This window comes from Breoghania sp. (genome assembly GCF_030066895.1).
Lineage (GTDB): Bacteria > Pseudomonadota > Alphaproteobacteria > Rhizobiales > Stappiaceae > Breoghania.
Genome location: NZ_JASJAV010000029.1, coordinates 137510 through 158687 on the forward strand (window position 1 = coordinate 137510; position 21178 = coordinate 158687).

23 protein-coding genes and 5 pseudogenes are annotated in these 21178 nt (G+C 60.3%); 17 read left to right on the forward strand and 11 right to left on the reverse strand.

Features of this window, described 5'->3' with window-relative positions; all coding sequences use genetic code 11:
• Positions 1-53: 53 nt before the first annotated feature.
• From QNJ43_RS22395 to QNJ43_RS22425, 7 genes and pseudogenes are all read left to right on the forward strand, one after another.
• Positions 54-1839 (forward strand): annotated as a pseudogene (locus tag QNJ43_RS22395) (ABC transporter ATP-binding protein).
• A 408-nt stretch (positions 1840-2247) separates the two neighbouring features.
• Positions 2248-2643, forward strand: coding sequence for a hypothetical protein (locus tag QNJ43_RS22400; protein ID WP_300473237.1), 396 nt, complete (start codon positions 2248-2250; stop codon positions 2641-2643).
• Positions 2644-2973: 330 nt separating this feature from the next.
• Positions 2974-4257, forward strand: a complete 1284-nt coding sequence (locus QNJ43_RS22405; protein WP_300473239.1) for a hypothetical protein — start codon at positions 2974-2976, stop codon at positions 4255-4257.
• Between the two features lie 19 nt (positions 4258-4276).
• On the forward strand, positions 4277-4534 hold the full coding sequence (locus tag QNJ43_RS22410; RefSeq protein WP_300473242.1) for an acyl carrier protein: 258 nt from the start codon (positions 4277-4279) through the stop codon (positions 4532-4534).
• A gap of 17 nt (positions 4535-4551) precedes the next feature.
• On the forward strand, positions 4552-4692 hold the full coding sequence (locus QNJ43_RS22415) for a hypothetical protein (RefSeq protein WP_300473245.1): 141 nt from the start codon (positions 4552-4554) through the stop codon (positions 4690-4692).
• 42 nt (positions 4693-4734) lie between these two features.
• Positions 4735-5448, forward strand: coding sequence for a carbamoyltransferase N-terminal domain-containing protein (locus tag QNJ43_RS22420; protein WP_300473247.1), 714 nt, complete (start codon positions 4735-4737; stop codon positions 5446-5448).
• A 270-nt stretch (positions 5449-5718) separates the two neighbouring features.
• Positions 5719-6237, forward strand: a complete 519-nt coding sequence (locus QNJ43_RS22425; RefSeq protein WP_300473250.1) for a carbamoyltransferase C-terminal domain-containing protein — start codon at positions 5719-5721, stop codon at positions 6235-6237.
• Between the two features lie 14 nt (positions 6238-6251).
• On the opposite strand, the pseudogene QNJ43_RS22430 reads toward QNJ43_RS22425, so the two are convergent.
• Positions 6252-6698, reverse strand: a pseudogene (locus QNJ43_RS22430) (hypothetical protein); the annotation flags it as partial.
• Positions 6699-6952: 254 nt separating this feature from the next.
• A complete protein-coding gene (locus QNJ43_RS22435) occupies positions 6953-7417 on the reverse strand; it encodes a radical SAM protein (RefSeq protein ID WP_300473252.1) in 465 nt (154 codons plus the stop codon).
• Between the two features lie 16 nt (positions 7418-7433).
• Here QNJ43_RS22435 and QNJ43_RS22440 point away from each other — a divergent pair, with 16 nt between their 5' ends.
• Positions 7434-7829 carry a hypothetical protein gene (locus QNJ43_RS22440; RefSeq protein WP_300473254.1) on the forward strand — a complete coding sequence of 132 codons (396 nt, stop codon included), beginning with the start codon at positions 7434-7436 and terminating at the stop codon, positions 7827-7829.
• 94 nt (positions 7830-7923) lie between these two features.
• Here the strand turns inward: QNJ43_RS22440 and QNJ43_RS22445 are convergent, their stop codons facing one another.
• Together QNJ43_RS22445 and QNJ43_RS22450 are read right to left on the reverse strand one after the other, a co-directional pair.
• Positions 7924-9534 (reverse strand): hypothetical protein, encoded by a 1611-nt coding sequence (locus tag QNJ43_RS22445; protein WP_300473257.1) that lies wholly within the window; start codon positions 9532-9534, stop codon positions 7924-7926.
• Between the two features lie 57 nt (positions 9535-9591).
• Complete coding sequence (locus QNJ43_RS22450; protein WP_300473260.1) at positions 9592-10212, reverse strand: hypothetical protein; 621 nt, start codon at positions 10210-10212, stop codon at positions 9592-9594.
• Here QNJ43_RS22450 and QNJ43_RS22455 point away from each other — a divergent pair.
• The 8 genes and pseudogenes from QNJ43_RS22455 to QNJ43_RS22490 all read left to right on the forward strand — a co-directional run bounded on the left by QNJ43_RS22455 (position 10207) and on the right by QNJ43_RS22490 (position 16485).
• A complete protein-coding gene (locus tag QNJ43_RS22455; RefSeq protein WP_300473263.1) occupies positions 10207-10830 on the forward strand; it encodes an amino acid ABC transporter permease in 624 nt (207 codons plus the stop codon). The genes QNJ43_RS22450 and QNJ43_RS22455 overlap by 6 nt on opposite strands.
• Positions 10827-11606, forward strand: coding sequence for an amino acid ABC transporter ATP-binding protein (locus QNJ43_RS22460; protein ID WP_346433100.1), 780 nt, complete (start codon positions 10827-10829; stop codon positions 11604-11606). Before QNJ43_RS22455 ends, QNJ43_RS22460 begins: the two co-directional genes overlap by 4 nt.
• 86 nt (positions 11607-11692) lie before the next feature.
• Positions 11693-12510 (forward strand): annotated as a pseudogene (hutG, locus tag QNJ43_RS22465) (N-formylglutamate deformylase).
• Positions 12511-12802: 292 nt separating this feature from the next.
• Positions 12803-13132 carry an AMP-binding protein gene (locus QNJ43_RS22470; protein WP_300473266.1) on the forward strand — a complete coding sequence of 110 codons (330 nt, stop codon included), beginning with the start codon at positions 12803-12805 and terminating at the stop codon, positions 13130-13132.
• The gene (locus QNJ43_RS22475; protein ID WP_300473269.1) at positions 13129-14121 is read left to right on the forward strand and encodes an AMP-binding protein; all 993 of its coding nucleotides are present in this window, start codon (positions 13129-13131) and stop codon (positions 14119-14121) included. Before QNJ43_RS22470 ends, QNJ43_RS22475 begins: the two co-directional genes overlap by 4 nt.
• Before the next feature lie 60 nt (positions 14122-14181).
• Positions 14182-14493: a hypothetical protein gene (locus QNJ43_RS22480; protein WP_300473272.1), complete on the forward strand. Its 312-nt coding sequence runs from the start codon at positions 14182-14184 to the stop codon at positions 14491-14493.
• 53 nt (positions 14494-14546) lie between these two features.
• A pseudogene (locus tag QNJ43_RS22485) lies at positions 14547-15336 on the forward strand (thiamine pyrophosphate-dependent enzyme); the annotation flags it as partial.
• Positions 15337-15489: 153 nt separating this feature from the next.
• Positions 15490-16485, forward strand: coding sequence for a pyruvate dehydrogenase complex E1 component subunit beta (locus QNJ43_RS22490; protein ID WP_300473427.1), 996 nt, complete (start codon positions 15490-15492; stop codon positions 16483-16485).
• Here QNJ43_RS22490 and QNJ43_RS22495 read toward each other — a convergent pair.
• The 3 genes and pseudogenes from QNJ43_RS22495 to QNJ43_RS22505 form a co-directional block, all read right to left on the reverse strand.
• Positions 16417-17292 (reverse strand): annotated as a pseudogene (locus QNJ43_RS22495) (ABC transporter permease). The gene QNJ43_RS22490 and the pseudogene QNJ43_RS22495 overlap by 69 nt on opposite strands.
• A 21-nt stretch (positions 17293-17313) precedes the next feature.
• Complete coding sequence (locus QNJ43_RS22500) at positions 17314-17673, reverse strand: hypothetical protein (RefSeq protein WP_300473273.1); 360 nt, start codon at positions 17671-17673, stop codon at positions 17314-17316.
• Positions 17634-18104, reverse strand: coding sequence for a hypothetical protein (locus QNJ43_RS22505; RefSeq protein ID WP_300473276.1), 471 nt, complete (start codon positions 18102-18104; stop codon positions 17634-17636). The genes QNJ43_RS22500 and QNJ43_RS22505 overlap by 40 nt, the downstream gene beginning before the upstream one ends.
• 7 nt (positions 18105-18111) lie before the next feature.
• Between QNJ43_RS22505 and QNJ43_RS22510 the strand changes: the two genes are divergently transcribed.
• A complete protein-coding gene (locus tag QNJ43_RS22510; protein ID WP_300473279.1) occupies positions 18112-18333 on the forward strand; it encodes a hypothetical protein in 222 nt (73 codons plus the stop codon).
• A gap of 244 nt (positions 18334-18577) precedes the next feature.
• On the opposite strand, the gene QNJ43_RS22515 is transcribed toward QNJ43_RS22510, so the two are convergent.
• From QNJ43_RS22515 to QNJ43_RS22530, 4 genes are all read right to left on the reverse strand, one after another.
• Positions 18578-19513: an ATP-binding cassette domain-containing protein gene (locus tag QNJ43_RS22515; RefSeq protein WP_300473282.1), complete on the reverse strand. Its 936-nt coding sequence runs from the start codon at positions 19511-19513 to the stop codon at positions 18578-18580.
• Between the two features lie 129 nt (positions 19514-19642).
• On the reverse strand, positions 19643-19828 hold the full coding sequence (locus QNJ43_RS22520; protein ID WP_300473285.1) for a hypothetical protein: 186 nt from the start codon (positions 19826-19828) through the stop codon (positions 19643-19645).
• Positions 19829-19842: 14 nt separating this feature from the next.
• Complete coding sequence (locus QNJ43_RS22525) at positions 19843-20106, reverse strand: ATP-binding cassette domain-containing protein (protein ID WP_300473287.1); 264 nt, start codon at positions 20104-20106, stop codon at positions 19843-19845.
• A 24-nt stretch (positions 20107-20130) separates the two neighbouring features.
• Entirely contained in the window at positions 20131-21063 is a 933-nt protein-coding gene (locus QNJ43_RS22530; protein ID WP_300473290.1) for a BMP family ABC transporter substrate-binding protein, read from the reverse strand.
• Positions 21064-21178: the final 115 nt, after the last annotated feature.

Sequence of the window (21178 nt, forward strand, 5' to 3'; positions counted from 1 at the left end):
GGACCTCGGCCCGGCCGCCTTTCCCCTTCTCGCATTTCAGATGGCATTTGCGTATGTCCCAGTCTCCCATTCCCGGCCAGCCTTCCCCCAGAACCGTGCTGAACGTCCGCGATCTCAAGACCGCGGTTGCAACGCCGAAGGGCGAGAGGCTCGTCGTCGATGGTCTGAGCTTCGATCTGCACGAAAGCGAGACCATCTGCATTGCCGGAGAATCCGGGTCCGGCAAGTCAATGACGGCCCTGTCGATCATGGGGCTTTTGCCGGAATCGATGGCGCGTGTGGCGGGCGGTTCGGTCCATCTCGGCGAGCGCGATCTGACGCGCGTGAAGGAAAGCGAGATGCGGACCATTCGCGGCGGCGATATCGCGATGATCTTTCAGGAGCCGATGACCTCGCTCAATCCGGTTCTGACCATCGGGCGTCAATTGCGCGAGGCGGTGCTGGCGCATGAAAGAATTTCCCATTCCAAGGCAGAGATCCACGCCCTCGAAGCGCTGAAGGCGGTGCGCATGTCGGAGTCGGAACGGCGGCTCAAGCAGTATCCGCATGAATTGTCCGGAGGCATGCGCCAGCGCGTGATGATCGCGATGGCGTTGGCCTGTCATCCCAAGGTTCTGATCGCCGACGAGCCGACGACCGCGCTCGATGTGACGATCCAGGCGCAGATTCTCCAGCTCATGCGCGATCTGCAGGAGGAGACGGGCACGGCGATCATCCTGATCATGCACGATATGGGTGTGGTGGCTGAGATGGCCGACCGGGTGATCGTGATGCAGCACGGTCAGATCGTCGAGGATAATGCGGTCTGTCCATTGTTTGGGGAACCGAAGGAGCCCTACACGGCCGAACTTCTGGCCGCGGTGCCGAAACTTGGCGCGATGGCGGGGTAGGATCCGGCCAATGTGCATGACGAGCCGGGTATTCCGAAGGTTCTGGAAGTCACCGATCTGACGGTGCGCTTCGACATGAAGGGCGGCGTGTTCAATCGGGTGATCTCAAAGGTGCATGCGGTGGAGGGCGTCAATTTCGACCTGGCGCGCGGCGAGACGCTGGGGCTTGTCGGTGAAAGCGGGTGCGACAAGTCCAGCATCGGCAAGGCCTTGATGAACCTCGTTCCCTGGGACGGGTCCATCCGCGTGGCCGGAACCCATGTGGTGTCGACCAGCACCGGATCCGCCGATCGGGCCTATCGGCGCAATGTTCAGATGGTGTTTCAGGATCCTTATGCCTCGCTCGATCCGCGCATGACGGTGGGCGATCTCGCGGGCGAGCCGCTCGTCATTCACGGGATTTCGCATGGCCAGGAACTGGAGGACCGTGTCGCGCAACTGTTTCGCCGCGTCGGTCTGACGCCGGAGCAGATGCGGCGGCATCCGCACGAGTTTTCCGGTGGTCAGCGCCAGCGCATCTGCATCGCACGGGCGCTGGCCCTGTCGCCGAAGGTGATCATTGCCGATGAAAGCGTTTCCGCGCTTGATGTCTCTGTTCAGGCTCAGGTGCTCGATCTTCTGAAGGAGCTTCAGGACGAAATGGGGCTCGCCTATCTGTTTATTTCGCACGACATGGCCTTGGTGGAGCAGGTGTTTCACCGCGTGGCGGTCATGTATCTCGGACAGATCGTTGAAATGGAGACGCGCCGCCAGATCTTCGAGAACCCGCAGCACGCTTATACCCAGAAGCTCATGCGGGTAGTGCCCATTCCCGATCCGGCGCGACGGCGCGATGTCTTCGAGGTGCCGATCGGCGATATCCCTTCACCGGTGGTTCCAGATCGGCCAGAGCGTCACCCGCGTGCGCTACAGGGATCTGGGCGATCACCATCTGGTGGTGGGGGCTTGAGAAGGGGCAGCTCTTGAGTGTTGTGGGGCGACGCCCGCGGTCGGGACGACCAGATCGCATGCGACATTCCGTTCCGAGCCCTTTTCAGAAAGAGAGAGACCTCTTGCTTCTTCCTTTTCTCGAAAATAGTAGAAGCAAACCGCTTGTTCTTGTTGGTTCCTTCGAGGACAATCTCGATCAACTATCGGTTGAGAAGGTGACCTGCGGAGGATGGGAGACGTCTCTGCCGAGATTGCCTCGATATATCCCGGCGGAGGCCCTCAGTAGTGGTCGCTATCGAAAAGAGCAAATGGAAAAGCCGCGAACAGCGGGTAGATGATCCGGACCTGATCCGCGATATCCTGCGCTCCAGCGTGATGACACCCGGCGATTATACCCCTTAATCTCCATCAACTGGAGGCGTGCGGGATGGTCCTGCCGCACTTCCGGGCGATGGTCGAGCACAGTTTCATCTTTCTGTCGGGCAAGGAACACAGGGTGCTCAGGCGGCGGGTTGCGTCGTTCTTCTCTCATTCGTCTGTCGATTGCTGGCGTCCGCAAATCGCATCTGCTGCGAAACAGGGCTTTGCAGGTTTTGCTGCAGCTGAACAGCCCGATCTCGTGCGTGATTTCATCGAGCCCACATTCGGCGAGGTCATCGCAGCTTTTGTTGGGTTCGACGGGGACGATCACGGGACATTGGTGCGTCTGATCGGGTGTGCGAACAACGCCACCGAACCGCTTCTGCCGCTTTCGGAGTTGAAGCGCATCGATGCGACGATGGGCGAACTTGCCGACCGTCTGGTGCAGTCAAGCCGCCCGTAAGGATCGCTGCTTGCCTTCCTCGCTCCAGGCGACGAACCTCTCGGTCCGCTTGGGGCGGAAGTCAATATTGCGATGTCGGCGGCCATTGCCGCCTACACGATCGTACAGACGATGTCGTTTGCGGTGCATGGACTTTTGATGCGCCCGCGCGAGGTATGGGCAGAGGTCGGCGGTCTGAGCAAGGCGGCCGAGACGACCGAGCGGGTTGTGTCTCTCTATCTGCCGACTCTAACGCTTGGGCGGGTTGCGGAGGAAGATGTGGAGGTGCGCGGCTGTCCCTTCTCTTCCGGGCAGGCGATCATTCTCGATATGGTCGGGGCGAATGCCACCTTGCGCGCCCGCACCGGGGATCAGAGCGCGCACATGTCCTTCGGCGCGGGAGTTCACAAATGTGTCGGCGAACCGCTGGGGCGGGCGTTTCTGGATGAAGTGCTGCCCCGCCTTGCCGATGCCTTCCCCGATCTTGCGTTCCTCAAGGATGGAGTCGAGCCGCATCTCACTTCCATTCTGCAATGTCCGACAACGTTGCCTTGCGTTCTGGATGCGACCAACCGGCGTCTCAATGCGCGCATGGTTGAAATTCGCTCTAAGGCGGATGCACGGGCGATCGTCAATGACGACGAGACCTGGATGCCTCCCACGATGGTGGAACATCTGGAGGCTTTGCAGGAGAAATCGGGACACGATCTTTCCACGGCGATCGCCGTTGCGCGCAACGCGCCGTTTTTTCTGTCGGGTCCGCGTCACGAAACGATACGACCGATGGTGATGGAGCATCTGGGCGGCAACCGTATTTCCGCCTGGCACGCCCATTGGGAGGATGCGGCGTCTGCTGCCAGCCGTCGGTTGGAAGGGCGGGCAAAGTTAGATCTCGTGGCTGATTTCACCGATCCGCTGTTCAAAGCGGCGGTGAAGTCGGTGCTCGGCATTGCTGCTCGGGATCATGAGCGTTTCGATGCTTTGGCCCCGAAAATTCAGGAAGTGTTGCATCCCTGGCTGCCGATGCGCGACTTGTTGCGTATTCAGGATGTCATGGCCGACTTGTTGGGTCTCATGGACTTGCCTGAGCTCGGCGCGGATACGCCGCTCCGGCTGCTTAATGCGATAAGGTCCGAAACCCCGGAAGGCTTTGACGAACGCGCTCTAAAATCGCTTGTCTTGGTTCTCTATGGAGCGAGCTTCAATGTCCGGCATACGCTGGCCAATGTGCTCTATCACATACTGCTGCTGTTGCCGGAAGAGTGGCGGTTCGTTCGTACGCGCGCGGAATTCGAGAAGCGTTTGGACGGTTTGATTGCCCAGTGTGCGGCGACGAAGTACATCTATCACATCGCGCGAACACCTGTTCAGGTGGGTAACGAGACATTGGAAGCAGGAACGACCGCGCGTCTGCAACTGCTCTCGATCAATCGTCACGAACCTGTCGGTCATCTTGCCTTCGGGCATGGGCTGCACCGTTGCCTCGGGGCGGCTATGTCGCGGCAGATTCTGCGTACCGCAATCCCGGCTCTTTTTTCACGACATCCCGATATTGCTCTGGACCCGCACCGCCATCACTACTTAAAGATGTCACAGACGATCGCATTCGACCTCCTCCCGTGTCTCCTTCCCTGAGTTGACCGAGAAAAGACAGATGACAGACAGTCCTGCACGTTCCGAAGTCGCCGCGTTCCTTACCAAGAGACTGACCGAGATCACCAAGCAGGATCCTTCGATGATCACCGGTTCCTCTGTTTTCGTCGAAATGGGCGTGCAGTCGATTGATGCGGTGCTCCTGTGCGGAGAGGTGGAGGACAAGTTCGGCGTTGAATTCGATCCGGCATCGATCTTTGAACACGATACTCTCGACAACTTCATGGGTTTGATAGACGAACGGATCGCCGCACAGTGACGACCTGGTATCTTGGATTGTCTACTTCGGGCCATGACCCGGCATTGGCGATTGCCGATGAAACCGGACAGATCCGATTTGCCGAGGCGACGGAACGCTACGTTCAGGATAAGCGGGCTTGGGGGATCGCGCCCGACCACGCGCCGAATCTGGAGTGAGCGTTCAAGGCGTGCGGTGCAGATCCGGCACGGGACCGGTTCGTGGTCGCGACCTCGTGGAAGACGGTCAAGGCATCGCTCGATCTCTTCGTCCACGATGCCATGTTGCCGACTGCAGATACGCTCTGGATCCGCGAACTTCAGGCCGGGCTGCAGGAAAGTACGGGTGCCTCGCTTCTCAGGCTTGGTGTGGATGAGATCCGCCGAGAAGAGACGCTCCGGTTCGATCACCACCTTTGCCATGCGGTCACAGCGGCTTATTTCGCTCCAGTCGAGAATGCCCCGTGCCTCATTCTCGACGGGGAGGGTGAAGTCGGTGCCGCATCTCTGTTTGATATGTCTGCGCGGCAGATCAAGCGGAAGTGGCGATCCTGGGGTCCCGGCAATCTCGGCACTTTTTATGCTTGGCTGACGTTTCATTGCGGTTTCGACTGGCGGCTTGGTGAGGAATGGAAGGTTATGGGCCTGGCGGCCTATGGCACGGTCTTGCCGGAGTTGCGCGACGCGCTTGTGGGTCTGCTTCAGGTCGACCGCGGGCGGCTGAGGTTCGTCGACGACGGAGAGATCGCAAAGATCGACGCCCTTGCGCGCGCGCATGCCCGCAGGCCGGATGATCCTGTCATGTCGGCGGCGGATCTGGCTGCGATCGGGCAGGCGGCTTATGCTATGCTTGCGGATCGCGTCATCGCGGATGTGTGCGACGTTGGTGCTCTTGATCTCCTTCTGTCGGGCGGGTGCGCTCTGAATTCCTCCTAATAACTGAACGATCGCGGGTTGGTTCGGGGTGGAACGGTTCCATATTGCGCCTTGTCCGGCCGATGACGGCAATGACATCGGCGCGGTATTGCTGGCCTTCATGCAGGATCGCAACGAAGTGTCCGTGCCGCAGAGCCGTGATGCGTCGCCTTTTCTCGGCAGCCAGCCGGACCGCTCGCTTGAAAACCGGACCGCTCGCTTGAAAAGAAGATTGCCTACGCAGCGGAGGGGCTGTCGGTCAGCGAAGTCGCCGGGCATTCGGCAGAAGTGGTGGCGGACTGTCTGGCGCAAGGCAAGGTGATCGGAGTCATGCGCGGGGCCGCTGAATTCGGACCGCGCGCGCTTGGTCATCGCTCCATTCTGGCGGATCCGACGAGAACCGACATCAAGGACCGCATCAATGCCCGGATCAAGGGGCGCGAGCCTTATCGTCCTTTGGCACCTGTCGTGCCGGAGAGCGAGGTCGGTGACTGGTTCGAGCGGCCTCAATCTTCACCCTATATGTCGATCACGCTACCCTGGCGCAGTTCCGCAAGGGAGCGGGCGCCGGCGGTCGTCCATGCCGACGTGACGGGGCGATTACAGACCATTTCGCAAGAGGGCCTGCCTTGGATGAACGCGCTTTTGGAAGGTTTGCGGCAAAGGACCAGCGTGCCCGTTGCGCTCAACACCAGTTTGAACGTCATGGGAAAACCGATTGCGCATTCGGTGGAGAATGCGCTTGCCATCCTGTGTACCACCGGGTTCGACGGTGTCTTGTGCGAAGAATATCTGATCGAGAAACCGTGAGCTACTGAGGCAGGTTAGGCGGCGAAGGCCTCGCGCTTGATGCTTTCCAGTCCATGATCTGTGTAACCTCGCGCAAACGGCGGCACCGACGTTTCTCCCCATTTCATGTCGAACATGCCGGTCTTGGTCAGGTTCAGCACGACGGCGAGGTAGCGGAAAAGGATTTCGCTGATTGCCCAGCCGTTTTCCGGCCGCTTGCGTGCGAGCGCAAGGCTGCGATCGATCACGGAGCGGACGTCCCAGTCCACCGTCATCGCTTCACGCAGGAGCGCGGATGTCATGCGCGCCGTGGCTGAATGGGGGCGGCGTTTCTGTTTCAGGCCGCGTTCGATCCAGGGAGGCGGCGCAAGCATGTCTGTAAGTCGCTCCAGCCGGTAGAGATAGTTCTCCGGGTGGTAGAGCCGACTGATCAGCCAGCGCAGGCCGATATAAAGCTCTGCACGCGACATCTGAGCCGGCTCGAAGTTTGAGGTGAAATGGCAGGGGCCGAAGGAATCGTCGTTGAATCAGGCGTCCGGCAGCACGCATCTCGTCAAAAAGCGGCGTGCTGATTGGGGCAACAAGTGGGCTTATACGGGGTGGGCCGATCGGCAGGGACATAGCGAAATCGAACCGACGCTCGAAGGCGGAAAGGTCGTCGCTGTCGAAACCGACGATGAAGGCCGCTTCTACGCGTACGCCTACTTTGATGGACGTCTCGCACTGGCGGACGAGATCAAACCCCTTGGTTTGGCCGCTTGTCGCATTCGTCCAACGCTGCCGGATCGCTTGACTCAATGCCCATGAATGCCGTCAGAAGCCCCGCACGATAGCAGGCAGACAGCATGCTCTCATGCTTGGTCATGTTGATCGACAGCTGGGTCTGGAAAGTGAGGAAATCTCGTCCCTCCGCGCCGTTCCATTCCTCGATCGCCGACAGGATCTCTGTCGCCTTCTTGCGGTTGGCGGTGAAATTGTCGTCTGTGATCATGATGGATGCGAAACCCAGATCATAGAGCTTCCGGATCTCGTCCATGACCTGACCGACTGACTTGTAACGCTGGCGGTTGCCGAGATACTGGATCACGTCGCAAAAATTGCAGGTGAACGGGCAGCCCCGGCTCGTCTGGACGATGCCCGGCGGCGAGCTTGTTTGTGGGATAGAGATCCCAGCGCGGCACCGGAGAGGCCGACATATCAACGCCGGGCCCGTTGTAATGCGGCTTCAGGCTGTCCGCCCGCATATCCGCGAAGAAGCGCTCTGCGATGCCTTCCATCTCTCCAGTGAACAGGCAGTCGCAGCGGTCTCGGAACAGGTTGGGGGCGAGCGTGACGTGCGGCCCGCCCATGATCACGGTCTTGCCGCGTGCGCGAAATTCGTCCGCAATCCACAACGCATGCTTGGCCTGGCCGACATTCGCGGTGATGCCGATGAAATCGGCATCAGTGTCGAAGTCGAGCAGCTGTGTGACCTCGTTGCAAAGCTCCGTATTGATCCCTTCAGGCGCCATGGCTGCGATGGTCGCGACGGCTTGGAAGGGTTCATCTCATATCCGCCGATCGAAGCATCGAATGCGTTCAGCGGGCTTACTTCTTCGTTGTCGGTCTCATAACGGTGTGAGATCAGCAGGAACTTCACGTGTCGGTTCTCTTGTCGGGTTCACGAACGGGACATAGGCATGCCGGTCATTGGCATGGACGCTGATGCTATTTGCAGTTGAGTGACGAAAAACGGCGCAAGATGCGCGGCGTTTGCGTCAGCCAACGGGTCAGAATCTCGTGACGTTCATTGCGGCGTCTGACTGTTCTTTCCGCGTAGCGGAGAGCGTGGATGATCTCCACTGCTGTATCGTTGTTTTGTCCTTGGTAGCGGATCGAATGCCCCTCGAGAGATCCGATCCATTTCTTTTGAAACGGTTGAACCAAATATCGGACGGTTTCGAACCTCTCCATCAAGAGGGAGAGCATCGGAGGGCCGGAATGGCTTGTCACGATGGGGGTTGGGAGCCTGTCCTGCATCCGCTGCCCGAGGTCTCCGAAGTCCGTGTCCACCAGTATTTTGGGCGGTGCGCTGAAGCGTGGGAAATCCCCGATTATCTTAACTATGCGCCGCGCGATAGGCGGTGTGTCTCCATTTCTCGAAGGTCCCTGCTCTCTTGCGTTGCAGTTTCCACGCCATCTGGAAAGAGGGGAGCAGATTATCGATGTTTCTGTCTCGAAGTCGAACATCCGCTCAAGTTTTTCACGTTTAAGGGGAGGGGGCGTGCTTTCGGGGGGGGGGCAAGTCGAGGCCTGATCCGTCTTTGCTTGCTGCCCCGTCAGAAGTTGCCTCTGGAACGCGATTCTTGAGTTGTTTTTCAAGTGCTTCGGCGGATGTTTGAGGAGGTTTGCTGCCTGTTTGTGTCGACCGGCCCGAGACAGGTTTTTGGTAAGTTCGATGTAGCTGCCCTTAGTCAAGGAGCAAGGATTGGCGGCTCTCCCTATATCTGCTTCGAAATACCGATCGACCTCACCTCGTAACAGAAGGAGGGCGTTTCGCAGTCTTGCGGCTCCGTTGTTTAGGGGATCTTGTACCAGGACCCGGTCGACCGAGGTATATGTTTCCTCGGACCGTGCAAGTTCGAAGGCTGCTCGGGCACGCATGAAGGTGAAGGAAAGATCCCTCGGCTGCGCGTTCTCCAATGTGAGCACCAAGGGGTAGAGATCCTGCCAATTGCCAGTGACGAAGAGGATTTTGGAGCGCAGGATCGAGGTCGTAAGTGGCGGGATTATCGATGTGTTGCGTTTGAGCAGGGCATCCAGTTGCTTCAGAGCAGGGCGAGCGAGATCATCGTCGAAATGCGCTAGGCGGATGACAGAGAGCACCTCGTTTATCTCACGCGCAGGTACACGGAGGTGCTTGGCCGCTGTTAAATGGATATTGATTGCCTTCTCGAAATCTTCGTCTTTCAGCGCCTTCTTGACCAAAGCGCCTTGCAACGCGGGCCTGGCTTGTAAATCTTTCGGCAGGTCTTTCCAGATCTCAACGAAAGCATCGTCATTGTTCATGTCGATGCAAAGGCTTAGCAGTTGAACGATGATCGGGGCCGTGTTCGGCAGAGCCAGCAAAGCCGCCTCGGCGGATGCGCGCGCCTGTCGTAAATCTCTGGCTATTTCGTGTGTTTTGATAAGGTTGAGCGCTATCTTAGGTGTTTGCTCGCCCTGATCCCACTTTGCCTGGAGGGCTGGAAGGGCGGAGTTGATCCGGCCGAGTGCCAAGGCGCTTTGTAACCGGGCCAGTTGCAGTCTCGGCGTATCTGCGTTGATCCCGCTCAGCAAACGATGGCCCTCAAGAGGTCGCCCCGCGTGCCGCAAAAGCGTTGCCTTCTTGATCGATTAAATCTTCGTCATCAGGCAGGACCGTAAGGGGTCATCAGGCAGGGCCGTAAGGGCGGCTTCGGCGGTGGTAAGCGTATCGTCGATGAGTAAGAAGTGCAGGGACGTGTCGATGCGGGCGATCCAAGCCCGCGTATTGAGCGGTTCCCGTTCCAGAATTTCATCGTGGGTCTCCAGAGCCTCTTCGTGGCGTTCACAACCGCGCAATGTGATCGCAAGGTCGAATTCGATATTGGTTCTGCGAGGTGCTGCTGAAGGAATTTCCTCAAGGAGGTCGAAGAAAATCCCCGCGGCTTGCTCTAGATGTCCAAGTTCGCGTAAAAGCCGTCCCTTTTTCGGACGCAAGTCTACATTATTCGGCAGATGTCTTTCTGCATCATTGATCGCGCCAAGGGCCGCGTGCGCGCAGCGAAGGATGGTGTGAAGGGAGAGCCGAAGCGCTTCTTTCGTGGCCTCCAGGCCCTTATCACACTGACCTGCAAGCCGGAAACAGATTGCCAGCTCATACGGGATCGACGGATCTTCCGGGTATTCTTCAGTCACTCCGGATAGAAGCGCGACGCTGTCATGGAAGCATCCGTCCTTACGCCCGTGTGGCAGGGCATGGGTGGCCTGTTGCATGACGCCCTCGTGACCGTGGAGGTGACGGTTGCGGCTCTTGCCTTGAGTTGTTGTGTCGGCCTTCTCGTGGGCATTGCGCGCCTCAATCCGAAGAACCGCATCGTCTATGGCGTGGCCTCGACCTACGTTCTCTTTTTCCGGGGTACACCGCTTCTCGTTCAGCTCTTTTTGCTGTTTTTCGACCTGCCGCAGTTCAACATCATGCTGCCGGCCTTTACCTGCGGCATGATCGAGCTGGGGCTTTATTCCGGCTCCTATGTTTCGGAAATCGTGCGCGGTGCGATCCAGTCGATCGACAACGGGCAGATGGAAGCCGCGCGCTCCATGGGCATGTCCTATGGTCAGGCGATGCGCATCATCATTCTTTCCCAGGCCGTGCTGCGCATGGTTCCGCCGCTCGGCAATGAATTCATCGCCCTGATCAAGAATTCCGCGCTGATCTCTCTGCTCACCATCTCCGACCTGATGCACGAGGGGCAGAAGATCATCGCCATCTCCTACCGGTCGCTCGAAGTCTATCTGGCAATCGCGCTCATCTATCTGGTGCTGACGACAATCGCCAGCCAGGCCCTGAGACAGATCGAAAAACGCCTGTGGGTGGGAGGTATGGTCCAGTGAGTGCATCCGAAAAGACGTCTCAGGAAAAGCCCATGCTGGAAATCCGGGATCTGGGAAAGAGCTTCGGCTCGGTACGCGTGCTGCACGATATTTCTCTGACGGTGATGCCGTCTCAGGTGGTTGTGATCATCGGCCCGTCGGGATCCGGCAAGAGCACGCTTTTGCGGTGCTGCAATTGTCTAGAGATCCCGCAGGAGGGCTCGATCACGATCTGCGACAAGGGCATCGTCACGGACGGCGTTCTGTTGCCGGAAAAGGAATTGAATGCGCTGCGCATGCATGTCGGCATGGTCTTCCAGTCGTTCAATCTGTTCCTCCATCTCTCGGTGCTCGACAATGTTGCGGTCGGCCCGCGCAAGCTGCGCGGCATGAGCCGGGCGAAGGCTGAGGAACTGGCGCGCAGCCATCTTGCCAAGATCGGGTTGGCGGAGCGGGTCGATGCCTATCCGGCGATGTTGTCGGGCGGGCAGAAGCAGCGTGTGGCGATTGCCCGGGCGCTGGCGATGGAGACGCGCGTGATGCTGTTCGACGAGCCGACCTTTGCGCTCGATCCGGAACTTGTCGGCGAGGTTCTGCAGGTAATGAAGGCGCTTGCGGCGGAAGGCATGACGATGATCGTCGTCACGCACGAGATGGGTTTTGCCCGGGATGTCGCCGACGAGGTGCTGGTGATGGACGGCACGATCATCGAGCACGGCACGCCGCAGGAAATCTTCTCCAATCCCCAGCACGCGCGAACGCAGAGCTTTCTGGAGTCGATCCTTTCACCGGGCTGAGCAGGGCACGGCGGGGGATCTGCCCTCGCCTGGTGTCCTTGCCGGCTTTGCCGGTCTCTCCAGTCGTCGTTATCGGGAAACAGGTCATGAGCATTCAGTCGTCCGAGGTTGCGCCCTTCGAGGTGCAGCAGGGATCGTCTCCGGTCATTCTCGGACTTCCCCACACCGGGACATATGTCCCCGATGCCATCAAGCGCGTCTGAACGATCTCGGTCGAACGGTCGAGGATACCGATTGGTACGTCCATCGCCTTTATGACGGTTTGCTGCCCGATGCCACACGGGTGTGCGCCACCTTTTCGCGTTATGTGATCGACGCGAACCGGGATCCGGAAGGAGTGAGCCTTTATCCGGGGTAGAACACCACGACTCTGATCCCACAGACAGATTTCGAAGATCGGTCGATCTGGCTGGAGGACGAAGAGCCGACGGAACGGGACATTGCCGAGCGGCTCGCCGCCTTTCATCGTCCCTATCATCAGGCGCTGGAGGCGGAAATCGCGCGCATCAAGGATCTTCACGGGGTGGCCATCCTGTTCGATTGCCATTCGATCCGTTCGCATTTGCCGTTCCTGTTTGAGGGAAAGCTGCCGGATCTGAATTTCGGCACCAATGACGGCAAAACCTGCGTTCTTGAGATTGAAGAGGTGGCGACGAAAGTCGTTCAGCCGGACGGGTTCAGCATGGTGCTGAACGGTCGTTTTCGTGGCGGCTGGACCACCCGTCACTACGGTCGGCCGGAGGATGGCGTTCACGCCATTCAGCTCGAACTCACGCAGTCGGCTTATCTCGAAGCCGAAGAAGCGCCGTTCGATTATGCGCCGGAGAAGGCGGACAAGCTGTGGGTACGGCTTGGCGCCATCCTGGAGCGCATAGAGGCGGTGGCGCCGAAGCTTGCCCGTTGACGTTACTGCCTTGCAGAGCTGATCAGGCCGGGCAATCCGACAGTTGAAACCATCCAGCGTATTGGGTGCCGCGGCCGGAGCGATGGTGGCGTTCCGCGCATGCCCGCCGGCGGATACAATGACCGGTATCAACACACCGGAGCGGCTGATACTATAATCTGACTTAGCGGTAGCTATCGGGAGGCACCAGCGGAGGGGAACTGAAAACCCGTAAAGGGGAGAGATCGCAGAAAGGGAGGAAAGCGGGATGGCGTGGAGTCCAATCCGAAAGACTTCTGCGGACCGTGAAGCGGTGACCCTGAGTAAGGAGGTAGGTGCGGGGTTCACCTGGGATGATGCCCGGGCGATGCTCAGCGGATTGCCGGACGGCGGGCTCAACATCGCCTATGAAGCGGCGGACTGCCATGTTGCAGACGGCCACGGCGCCGACGAGGCCATTCTGTGGTTCGGCAAGGACGGAAGCACGCGACGCTTCAGTTATTGCGATCTGGCGGCCGAGACATCGCGGTTTGCCAATCTGTTGATGGCGCATGGATTGTCGCCGGGCGACCTTGTCTACGGAATTGCCGAACGGGTGCCGGAGCTCTACGTGGCCGCTCTCGGCGCGCTGAAGGGGGGATGATCTTCTCGCCGCTCTTTTCGGCCTTCGGTCCCGATTCGATCCGCATGCGGATGGAGATCGGAGAGGCCAACGCGGTGGTGACCACCGCTTCCCTCTATCGTCGCAAGATCGCCGCCTGGCGTGACGAAATCTCCTCGCTCAAGCTCGTTCTCATCATCGGAGATGAAGCACCGGAAGGCTGCGTTGCCCTGGGGCCCGCAATGGCCGAAGCCTCCGACCGGTTCGAGGTGGCGCAGACGCGGCCGGAAGGCCCGGCGCTGATCCATTTCACATTGGGTACCACCGGTCGCCCCAAGGGCGCGGTGCACGTGCACGAGGCCGTGGTGATGCACGCGGCTGCCGGGCGCTATGCGCTGGAACTTGTTCCCGGTCGACGCTACTGGTGCACGGCCGATCCGGGGTTGGTGATGGGTACGTCCTTCGGCATCATCTCGCCGCTCGTCAACAGGGTGCGGATGGTCATCGACGAGGCCGATTTCGATCTCGATCTCCGGTATTCGCTGCTTCAAGACGAAAAGATCGAGGTCTGGTACACGACGCCGACCGCGATCCGGATGATGATGCGGGCGGGCAAGGAGGCGGCCGCACCTTACGACTTCTCCGTGCTTGGGTTCATGGCCTCGGTGGGTGAGCCGCTCAATTCGGAAGCGGTCGTGTGGGGCAACGAGGTTTTCGGTCGGCCCTTCCATGACAACTGGTGGCAGACGGAAACCGGCGGCATCATGATCGCCAATACGGCCGCGATGGACGTTCACCCCGGCTCCATGGGCAAGCCTCTGTCTGGCATCGAGGCCGGGATCGTCGAACGTTCGGGCGATGACGTGCGCGAATGCGCGCCCGGTGAGATCGGCGAGCTTGCACTGCGCCCCGGTTGGCCGTCGATGATGCGCGAATATCTCCATGAGGAAGCGCGCTACAGGAAATGCTTCGTCGGCGGCTGGTATCTCTCCGGCGATCTCGCGATGTGCGATGCGGAGGGCCACTTCTAGTTCGTCGGACGCGCCGGCGACCTGATCAAATCCTTCGGGCATCTGATCGGTCCCTTCGAGGTGGAAAGCGCATTGATCGAGCACGAGGCCGTGGCGGCGGCGGCCATCGACCTGCCTGATGAGACGGCGGCCGAGGTGGTCAAGGCCTACGTGGTGCTCAATCCCGGCCATGTGCCTTCCGAAGCACTTGAACGCGACATTCGCGGTCTTGCCCGCAAGAAGCTCGGCCCCTCCGTTGCGCCGCGCGAAGTGGTGTTTCGCAAGACCCTGTCCGAGACGCGGTCCGGCAAGATCATGCGCCGCCTCCTGAAGGCGCGCGAACTCGGTCTGCCCGAGGGCGATATTTCCACGCTGGAGAGCGACGAGACATGAGCGACGTGAAGCCCCGCTTGACCCACGATCATGCCCGCGAGCTTCTCGCCGCCATGATCCGTATTCGCCATTTCGAAGACAAATGCGCCGAGCTCTACACGCAGGAAAAAATCCGCGCCTTCCTGCACCTCTATGACGGTGAGGAGGCGGTGGCGAGTGGCGTGATCTTGACGCTTGCCTCATCCGATCGGATCGTCGCCACCTATCGCGAACACGGTCATGCCCTGGCGGGGTGTGCCGATGGACAAGGTCATGGCGGAGATGTTCGGCAAGGCCACCGGTTCCTCGGGCGGGCGTGGCGGCTCGATGCATATCTTCGATGCTGACCACAATTTCTATGGCGGCAACGCCATTGTTGGCGGAGGGCTTTCACTCGCCGTCGGTCTGGTCCTGCGCGACAAGATGGTGGGAGAGGCCAACGTTACCGCCTGTTTCTTCGGCGAAGGAGCTGTGGCCGAAGGCGAGTTTCATGAATCGATGAATCTTGCCGAACTCTGGGATCTGCCGGTGCTCTTTGTGTGCGAGAACAACGGCTACGCGATGGGATCGGCTCTCTTGCGAACGGAATCGGAGACCGACATCCATGCCAAGGCCGCCGCCTACAAGATGGAGGTCGAACAGGTTGACGGTATGGGCGTGATTGCGGTGGCGGCGATCCGCGAGACGGGGCGGCCGCGCTTCCTCTAATGTCTGACCTACCGCTTCCGGGCGCATTCGATGTTCGATGCCCAGCTCTATCGAGACAAGGAGGAGGTGGCGCGCTGGCGGGAGAAGGGGCCGATCGTTCGGTTCCAGACCTGGCTGGCTCAAAGTAATCTCATCCATCCCGAAGAGGTCGCGAAGATCGAGGTGGACGTGGATGCGGAGGTCGCGGCCGTGGTGGATTTTGCCGAGCGCAGCGACTGGGAACCTGTTGAGACTTTCACGCGGCATGTGGTGGCCGAAGAACGTCCCGCGCCTCCTGCACCTTCCGAGCCCAGTTCCAAGACGGTCGAGATGACTTATCGCGAGGCGGTGAAACAGGCGATCCGCGATGCAATGAAGCGCGATGACCGAGTTTTCCTGATGGGCGAAGATGTCGGGGCCTATGGCAGTTGCTATGCGGTCTCAAAGGGGTTGATGGAGGAATCCGGCGAGGAACGCATTCGGGATACGCCGCTATCGGAATCCGGTTTCACCGGGGCGGGGATCGGGGCCGCTGCAGCCGGGATGCGGCCAATCGTTGAACTGATGACGGTGAACTTCTCACTTTTGGTGCTCGACCAGATCATGAATACGGCCGCAACCATCCGGCACATGTCCGGCGGTCAGTTCGCCGTTCCTCTGGTCATCCGAATGGCGACCGGTGTGGGCAAGCAGCTTGCGGCGCAGCATTCGCATTCGCTGGAAGGTCTGTACGCGCACATTCCCGGAATTAAGGTTCTTGCCCCAGCAACGCTTGAAGATGCGCGCGGGATGCTCTGGAGCGCGTTTCAGGATCCGGATCCAGTGCTGATCTTCGAGAACGTCATGCTCTACAACATGACGGGCAAGCTTGCGGCCAATGCCGGGGCGGTGGAAATCGACACAGCGGCAATCCGGCGGCCGGGCAGGGATATCAGCCTGATCACTTATGGCGGGTCTCTCTTAAAGACGCTGGAGGCTGCCGAGGCTCTGGCGGGCGAGGGGATCGAGGCGGAGGTCATCGATCTGCGCGTGCTGAGGCCACTGGACGGTGCCACGATCATGGGCTCGCCCGCCCGCACCCGTCGCGTGGTGATCGTTGACGAGGATTGGCGCACCGGCTCGCTTTCGGCCGAGATCGCGGCGCGGATCGGCGAGCAGGTCTTCTGGCATTTCGATGCACCGGTCGGGCGGGTGTGCTCTGCCGAAGTGCCGATCCCCTATCCGAAACATCTGGAAGGCGCCTCTCTGCCGCAGGGTTTACCGATACCTGCAGGGCCGGAGGTGCGGCCGACAAAGGTCACCATTACGAAGAGCGCCAGCAGGTAGGGCAGGGCGATGAGCAACTCGTGGGGGATGTCGCGCCAGAGGATCTGCGCGCGTAGCGCGATCGCATCGGCAAAGCCGAAGGCAAGCCGCCGCGCCTGGCCACACCCGCCATTTGCCGAACACCATCGCGGCAAGCGCGAGGAACCCGCGTCCCTGGGTTATGGATGCTTGGAACATGTCGAGCGTGACGATCGACAGGTAGGCGCCGCCCAGCGCACCGAAGACGCCTGACATCATCACGGTGAGAAATCGGGTGCGGATCACGGGAATTCCCGCAGCGTCGGCGGATTTTGCAGACTCTCCGCAGGCGCGAAGGCGCAGGCCCGCATCGGTGCGGAACAGCACCCATCAGACCGCGAAGATCAGCGCGATGCAGACATAATCGATGAGGCTCAGGGAGCGGAAGATCCTCCCGACCGTTGGCAGTTCGGATAGGAACGGCACGATGATCGTGGGGATCTTCGGCACGCTCGGCGTCAGGCCGTCGACGTTCCAGATCACGGTGATGAGGGCGGCCGTCAGACCCGCGCCGATCAGGTTCAGCGGAGCCGACGCGACTACCTGATCGCCGCGCAAGGTGACCGACAGCAAGGCGAGCGTACTGCCCGACAGGACGTCCGAAACGAGCGCTCCGACAAGTCCGAACCAGGGGTTGCCGGTGAAATAGGTGACCAGAACGGCTGCAAAGGCGCCGATCAGCATCATGCCTTCGAGGCCGATGTTCAGCACGCCACTGTGTTCGCTGATCAATCCGCCGAGCATGGGCATCATGATCGACAGGGCCAGGTGCAGGGCACTAATGACCATTGAAATCGTCAGAAGGTGGGCTCATGGGGTCATCTCCCGGCTGGACTCGGCCCGGATTGCGGATTTCGGATCGGATGAGCTGCCTGAAAGGCAGCGTGCCGTACGCACGGACCTGATGTGTGATAGCCCTCTTCCGATGGCCGGTTGGGGCGCGACGAAGGCGACGACCAGCCCGGAAACCACCCCCACCATCTCGCGGCTGATTTCCGCAATCGCCTGCAAGGGAACGGAACCGGCATGGAGAACGGCGAAGAAGAACGCCGATGCAATCATGCCGATGGGCGACAGTGCGCCGAGCAGTGCGATGGCAATCGCGTCGTAGCCGTATCCGGGCGAAAAGCCTACGTAGAAGCGGCCATACGCCCAGAACCTGAACTGCACCGGCAAGCCCTGCGAGGGCGCCTGAGGAGAGGAGAGCGATGATCGTCACTCTCTCCACGTGAATGCCGCTTGCGCGTGGCCCCCTGGTTGGCTCCCATGAGTCGATGGCGGAAACCGGCGGGCGTTCGATAAAGTATCCAGGTAACGATGTCGACTGAGGCAAGCGCGATGAGCAGTCCTGCGTGAAGCCTTGTTCCGTCCCAGATGATCGGTAGCTGGGTTCCTTCCGGCACCTTGTCCTTGGCGGCTGGCTGATCGGCGGCGATGAAGGGGGCGGTGGGCGCGACCGTATATTCGGATACGGCGATTGCGACGAAGTTCATCATGATGGTCGTCACCACCTCGTGCGCCCCGCGATAGGCCTTGAGAAGGGCCAGTATGAGGGCAAAGGCTGCTCCTCCGGTCATGCCCGCCAGCAGGCAGGCCACCATCAGCGCGGTGGGGGGGCAGATCGAGCTTTGCGCCGACGACACCGGCAACGAGTTCGCCGAAGAGAAGTTGCCCCTCAACCCCGATATTGAACAGGCTGGCGTGAAAGGCGACCGCAACCGCAAGACCCGCGATCAGCAGCGGGATCATCTGAACCATCATTTCCGCGATGGCCGGGCCGCTGCCCAGCGCGCCGCCGAACAGGGCGCACGCTGTCAGAGCGAGATCTGATCCCGCCAGCCAGATGAGCGGAACGGAGGCGAGAAGCGCGGTTGCGATTGTCAAGGCGAAGGTCAGAACCTGCCCGCTGACGCTACCGGACATCGCATGGAAATGCGCGATCAGGCGACGCAGGAAATCCCGCCGATCCGTCTCGTCTTCGTATCCGTACAGGGCCTGCGCCATGATCGCCGGATCCATGCGCAACTGGCGGGCATCGGTCGGCACATCGGCCAGGGGGAGGGTGTGTTCATGTTCATGCCAGGGCCTCCTGCTCGACGCCGGACATCCAGCTTCCGATCCTGTCCGCAATGATGAAGACCTCGGTAAGGTCGAGGCTCAGGAGGAGGACTGCTCCTCCATTGTCGCGCAGCCCGATCAGAGCTTCATGGACGGCAGCGGTGGAACCGATATCGAGGCCGCGCGTCGACTGGGCGGGGATCATCAGGCGCGGGGAACGGGCAAGTTCCCTGCCTACGACGAGCTTTTGCTGGTTGTCGCCGGACAGGCTCGTCACGGGAGCTTTCGTCACGGGAGCTTTAACGGAAGAGCCGCACACGTTGTGGCGCTTGACGATGCTGGCTGCGAAGCGCGCCCGCTTGCGGCGCGACAGCCAGAAGGGCGTCGGCGCGAACGGCGCTCCGTCGATTAAGCCGATGGAGGCGTTGTCGATGAGGCTCATTCCGTCCGTGACCGCCAGCCGGTGGCGGTCTTCGGGAATATGCGCGATCCCGCACCGAAAGTGCTCTTTTGTCGTCATGTCGGTTATGTCGTGGCTGTCGAGTGCGACGCCGCCCGCGGTTGCCTTCCTCAGGCCGATCAGCAATTCGGTGAATTCCGATTGGCCGTTGCCTTCCACACCGACGATCGCAACGATCTCGCCGCCGCGAACATCGAGATCGATCGGGCCGAACCTCTCGCCGTTGCTCAGCTTGCGGACGGAGAGGGCCGTGGGATGAACGTGCGTGGAGCGTGTGGGGACTTCCGGCCTGTTGCGGCCGATCATCAGCCTGACGAGCAGCGCTTCCAGGTCGTGTCGCTGTTTCGCCGTCTCGAAAGACTTTGGAACTTCCGTCTCACCGGCGACCGCGCCGTCGCGCAACACGGTCACTCGATCGCACAGGCGCATGATCTTCGGCATCTTGTGGCTGATCAGGACGATTGTCGTGCCTCCGCGGCGAAGATTTTCCAAAAGCGCGTAGAGTTCGTTGGCATCGGGAGGAGACAGGGCGGCAGTGGGTTCGTCCAGAACGAGCGTGGTTGCGCCGCCCCAAAGGGCTTTCAGGATTTCGACTTTCTGCCGTGCGCCGACGGAAAGCGTCTAGCAGCGGGCATGGGGATCGATGCCGAAACCGAGCCTTGCCGAAAGATCCATCGCCTTGCGGCTGGCGGTTTCCAGATCGAGCTTGCGGAGCCAGCGCCCGGCGAAACCTAAGGGGCCCCGGCCGAGGATCAGGTTTTCCGCAACCGTGAGCTTACCGATCAGGCTGAAGTGCTGCTGAACCATGCCGATCCCCGCCTTCAGCGCATCGGCGGAGGATTGAGGGTGAGGGTCTTGCCGCCGATTTCGATCTGTCCGGCGTCGGGATGGATCATCCCGAAAAGGATCTTCATCAAGGTCGACTTGCCGGCGCCGTTCTCACCGAGTAAGCCGTGTGTTGATCCGCTTTGAACGGTGAGGTCGATGGAGCGATTGGCCTTTACCGGGCCGAAGGTCTTGCTCACACCGGACAGCCGGATGGTTGCCGGTGTGAAAGCGGGCCGCAGAGCGTCTGTTGTGGTCATGTTAGCCTCGCAGCCCGGGGCGCTTTACTGAGCTGTCACCTTGAAGGCTTTTGCGTCTTCTTCATTGCTCGGGACGACGATTGATCCGTCCAGAATGGCCGCGGTCGCGGTTTCGACTTTTGCCATGATCTCGGCGGATAGCGTGTCGATGTTGTCGGGGCACAGGCCGACGGCCTTTTCCTTCAGGCCGAGGCTGATCGTGCCACCCTCGAACGTGCCTTCGGCGGCCTTCGTGTTTTCAAGAACGACGGCGCCCGCCACCTCCTTGACTGCGGAGGTGAGGAAATTGTCGGGCGCGAACTGGCCCTTGCAGGTGTCGACACCGATCACCCAGTAATCTTTGCCCATGCTCTTGGCCGCGTCGAAGATGCCGCGCCCACCGCCGCCTGCAACGTCCATGATCAGGTCGGCGTCAAGATCGTAGATGCTGAGCGCGAGTTGCTTGGCCTTGGCCGGCTCGGTGAAGGAGCCGACATAGGCGATAGAAATCTCGATATCCGGATTGACGTAGTGCAGGCTCGCCTCAAAGCCGGACAGGAAGCGGATGACCGGCGGCGTTTCCATCCCGCCGATGAAGTCGACGCGCGTGCCTTCAGTGGTCATGGCAGCCACGATGCCTGTAAGGAATGCCGCTTCATGTTCGCGGAAGGTGACGCTCGCCACGTTGGCGAGCGGCTTCTTGTCCTTGTCGAGGGCAAGGGCGTCGATCAGCGTGAACCGCGCTTGCGGGTTGGAAGTGGCGACCTGGGTCAGCGCATCGCGGATACCGAAGCCGACGCCGGTAGTGACCGTTGAGCCCTGATCGATTGCCTGCTGGAGGCTCGGCACAAACTGGGACTGGTTGGCAGACTGGATGACCAGCGGCTTGCCACCAAGTTCCTTGGCACTCGTCTCCACGCCAAGTTTGGCAAGATCATTAAACCCCTGATCGCCCAGGTCGGCCTGATTGGTCACCATCGACTATACGTATCCCTAGGTGGAGGCCGAAGTGGCGGTGCCGAGTATGAGCATCAATAGGGCGAGCGACCGCGTCACGGTGCTCGAACGGTGAGAGAATACTGGCTTTTCTTTC

Excerpts from the sequence above, each read along its gene's own strand:
- QNJ43_RS22400 (WP_300473237.1), top strand. The coding sequence starts at position 2,248 with ATGGTCCTGCCGCACTTCCGGGCGATGGTCGAGCACAGTTTCATCTTT.
- QNJ43_RS22410 (WP_300473242.1), top strand. The coding sequence starts at position 4,277 with ATGACAGACAGTCCTGCACGTTCCGAAGTCGCCGCGTTCCTTACCAAG.
- QNJ43_RS22440 (WP_300473254.1), top strand. The coding sequence starts at position 7,434 with ATGCGGCTTCAGGCTGTCCGCCCGCATATCCGCGAAGAAGCGCTCTGC.
- QNJ43_RS22450 (WP_300473260.1), bottom strand. The coding sequence starts at position 10,212 with ATGCAACAGGCCACCCATGCCCTGCCACACGGGCGTAAGGACGGATGC.
- QNJ43_RS22475 (WP_300473269.1), top strand. The coding sequence starts at position 13,129 with ATGATCTTCTCGCCGCTCTTTTCGGCCTTCGGTCCCGATTCGATCCGC.
- QNJ43_RS22490 (WP_300473427.1), top strand. The coding sequence starts at position 15,490 with ATGACTTATCGCGAGGCGGTGAAACAGGCGATCCGCGATGCAATGAAG.
- QNJ43_RS22505 (WP_300473276.1), bottom strand. The coding sequence starts at position 18,104 with ATGGTGGCCTGCCTGCTGGCGGGCATGACCGGAGGAGCAGCCTTTGCC.
- QNJ43_RS22520 (WP_300473285.1), bottom strand. The coding sequence starts at position 19,828 with ATGGTTCAGCAGCACTTCAGCCTGATCGGTAAGCTCACGGTTGCGGAA.
- QNJ43_RS22525 (WP_300473287.1), bottom strand. The coding sequence starts at position 20,106 with ATGACCACAACAGACGCTCTGCGGCCCGCTTTCACACCGGCAACCATC.
- QNJ43_RS22530 (WP_300473290.1), bottom strand. The coding sequence starts at position 21,063 with ATGGTGACCAATCAGGCCGACCTGGGCGATCAGGGGTTTAATGATCTT.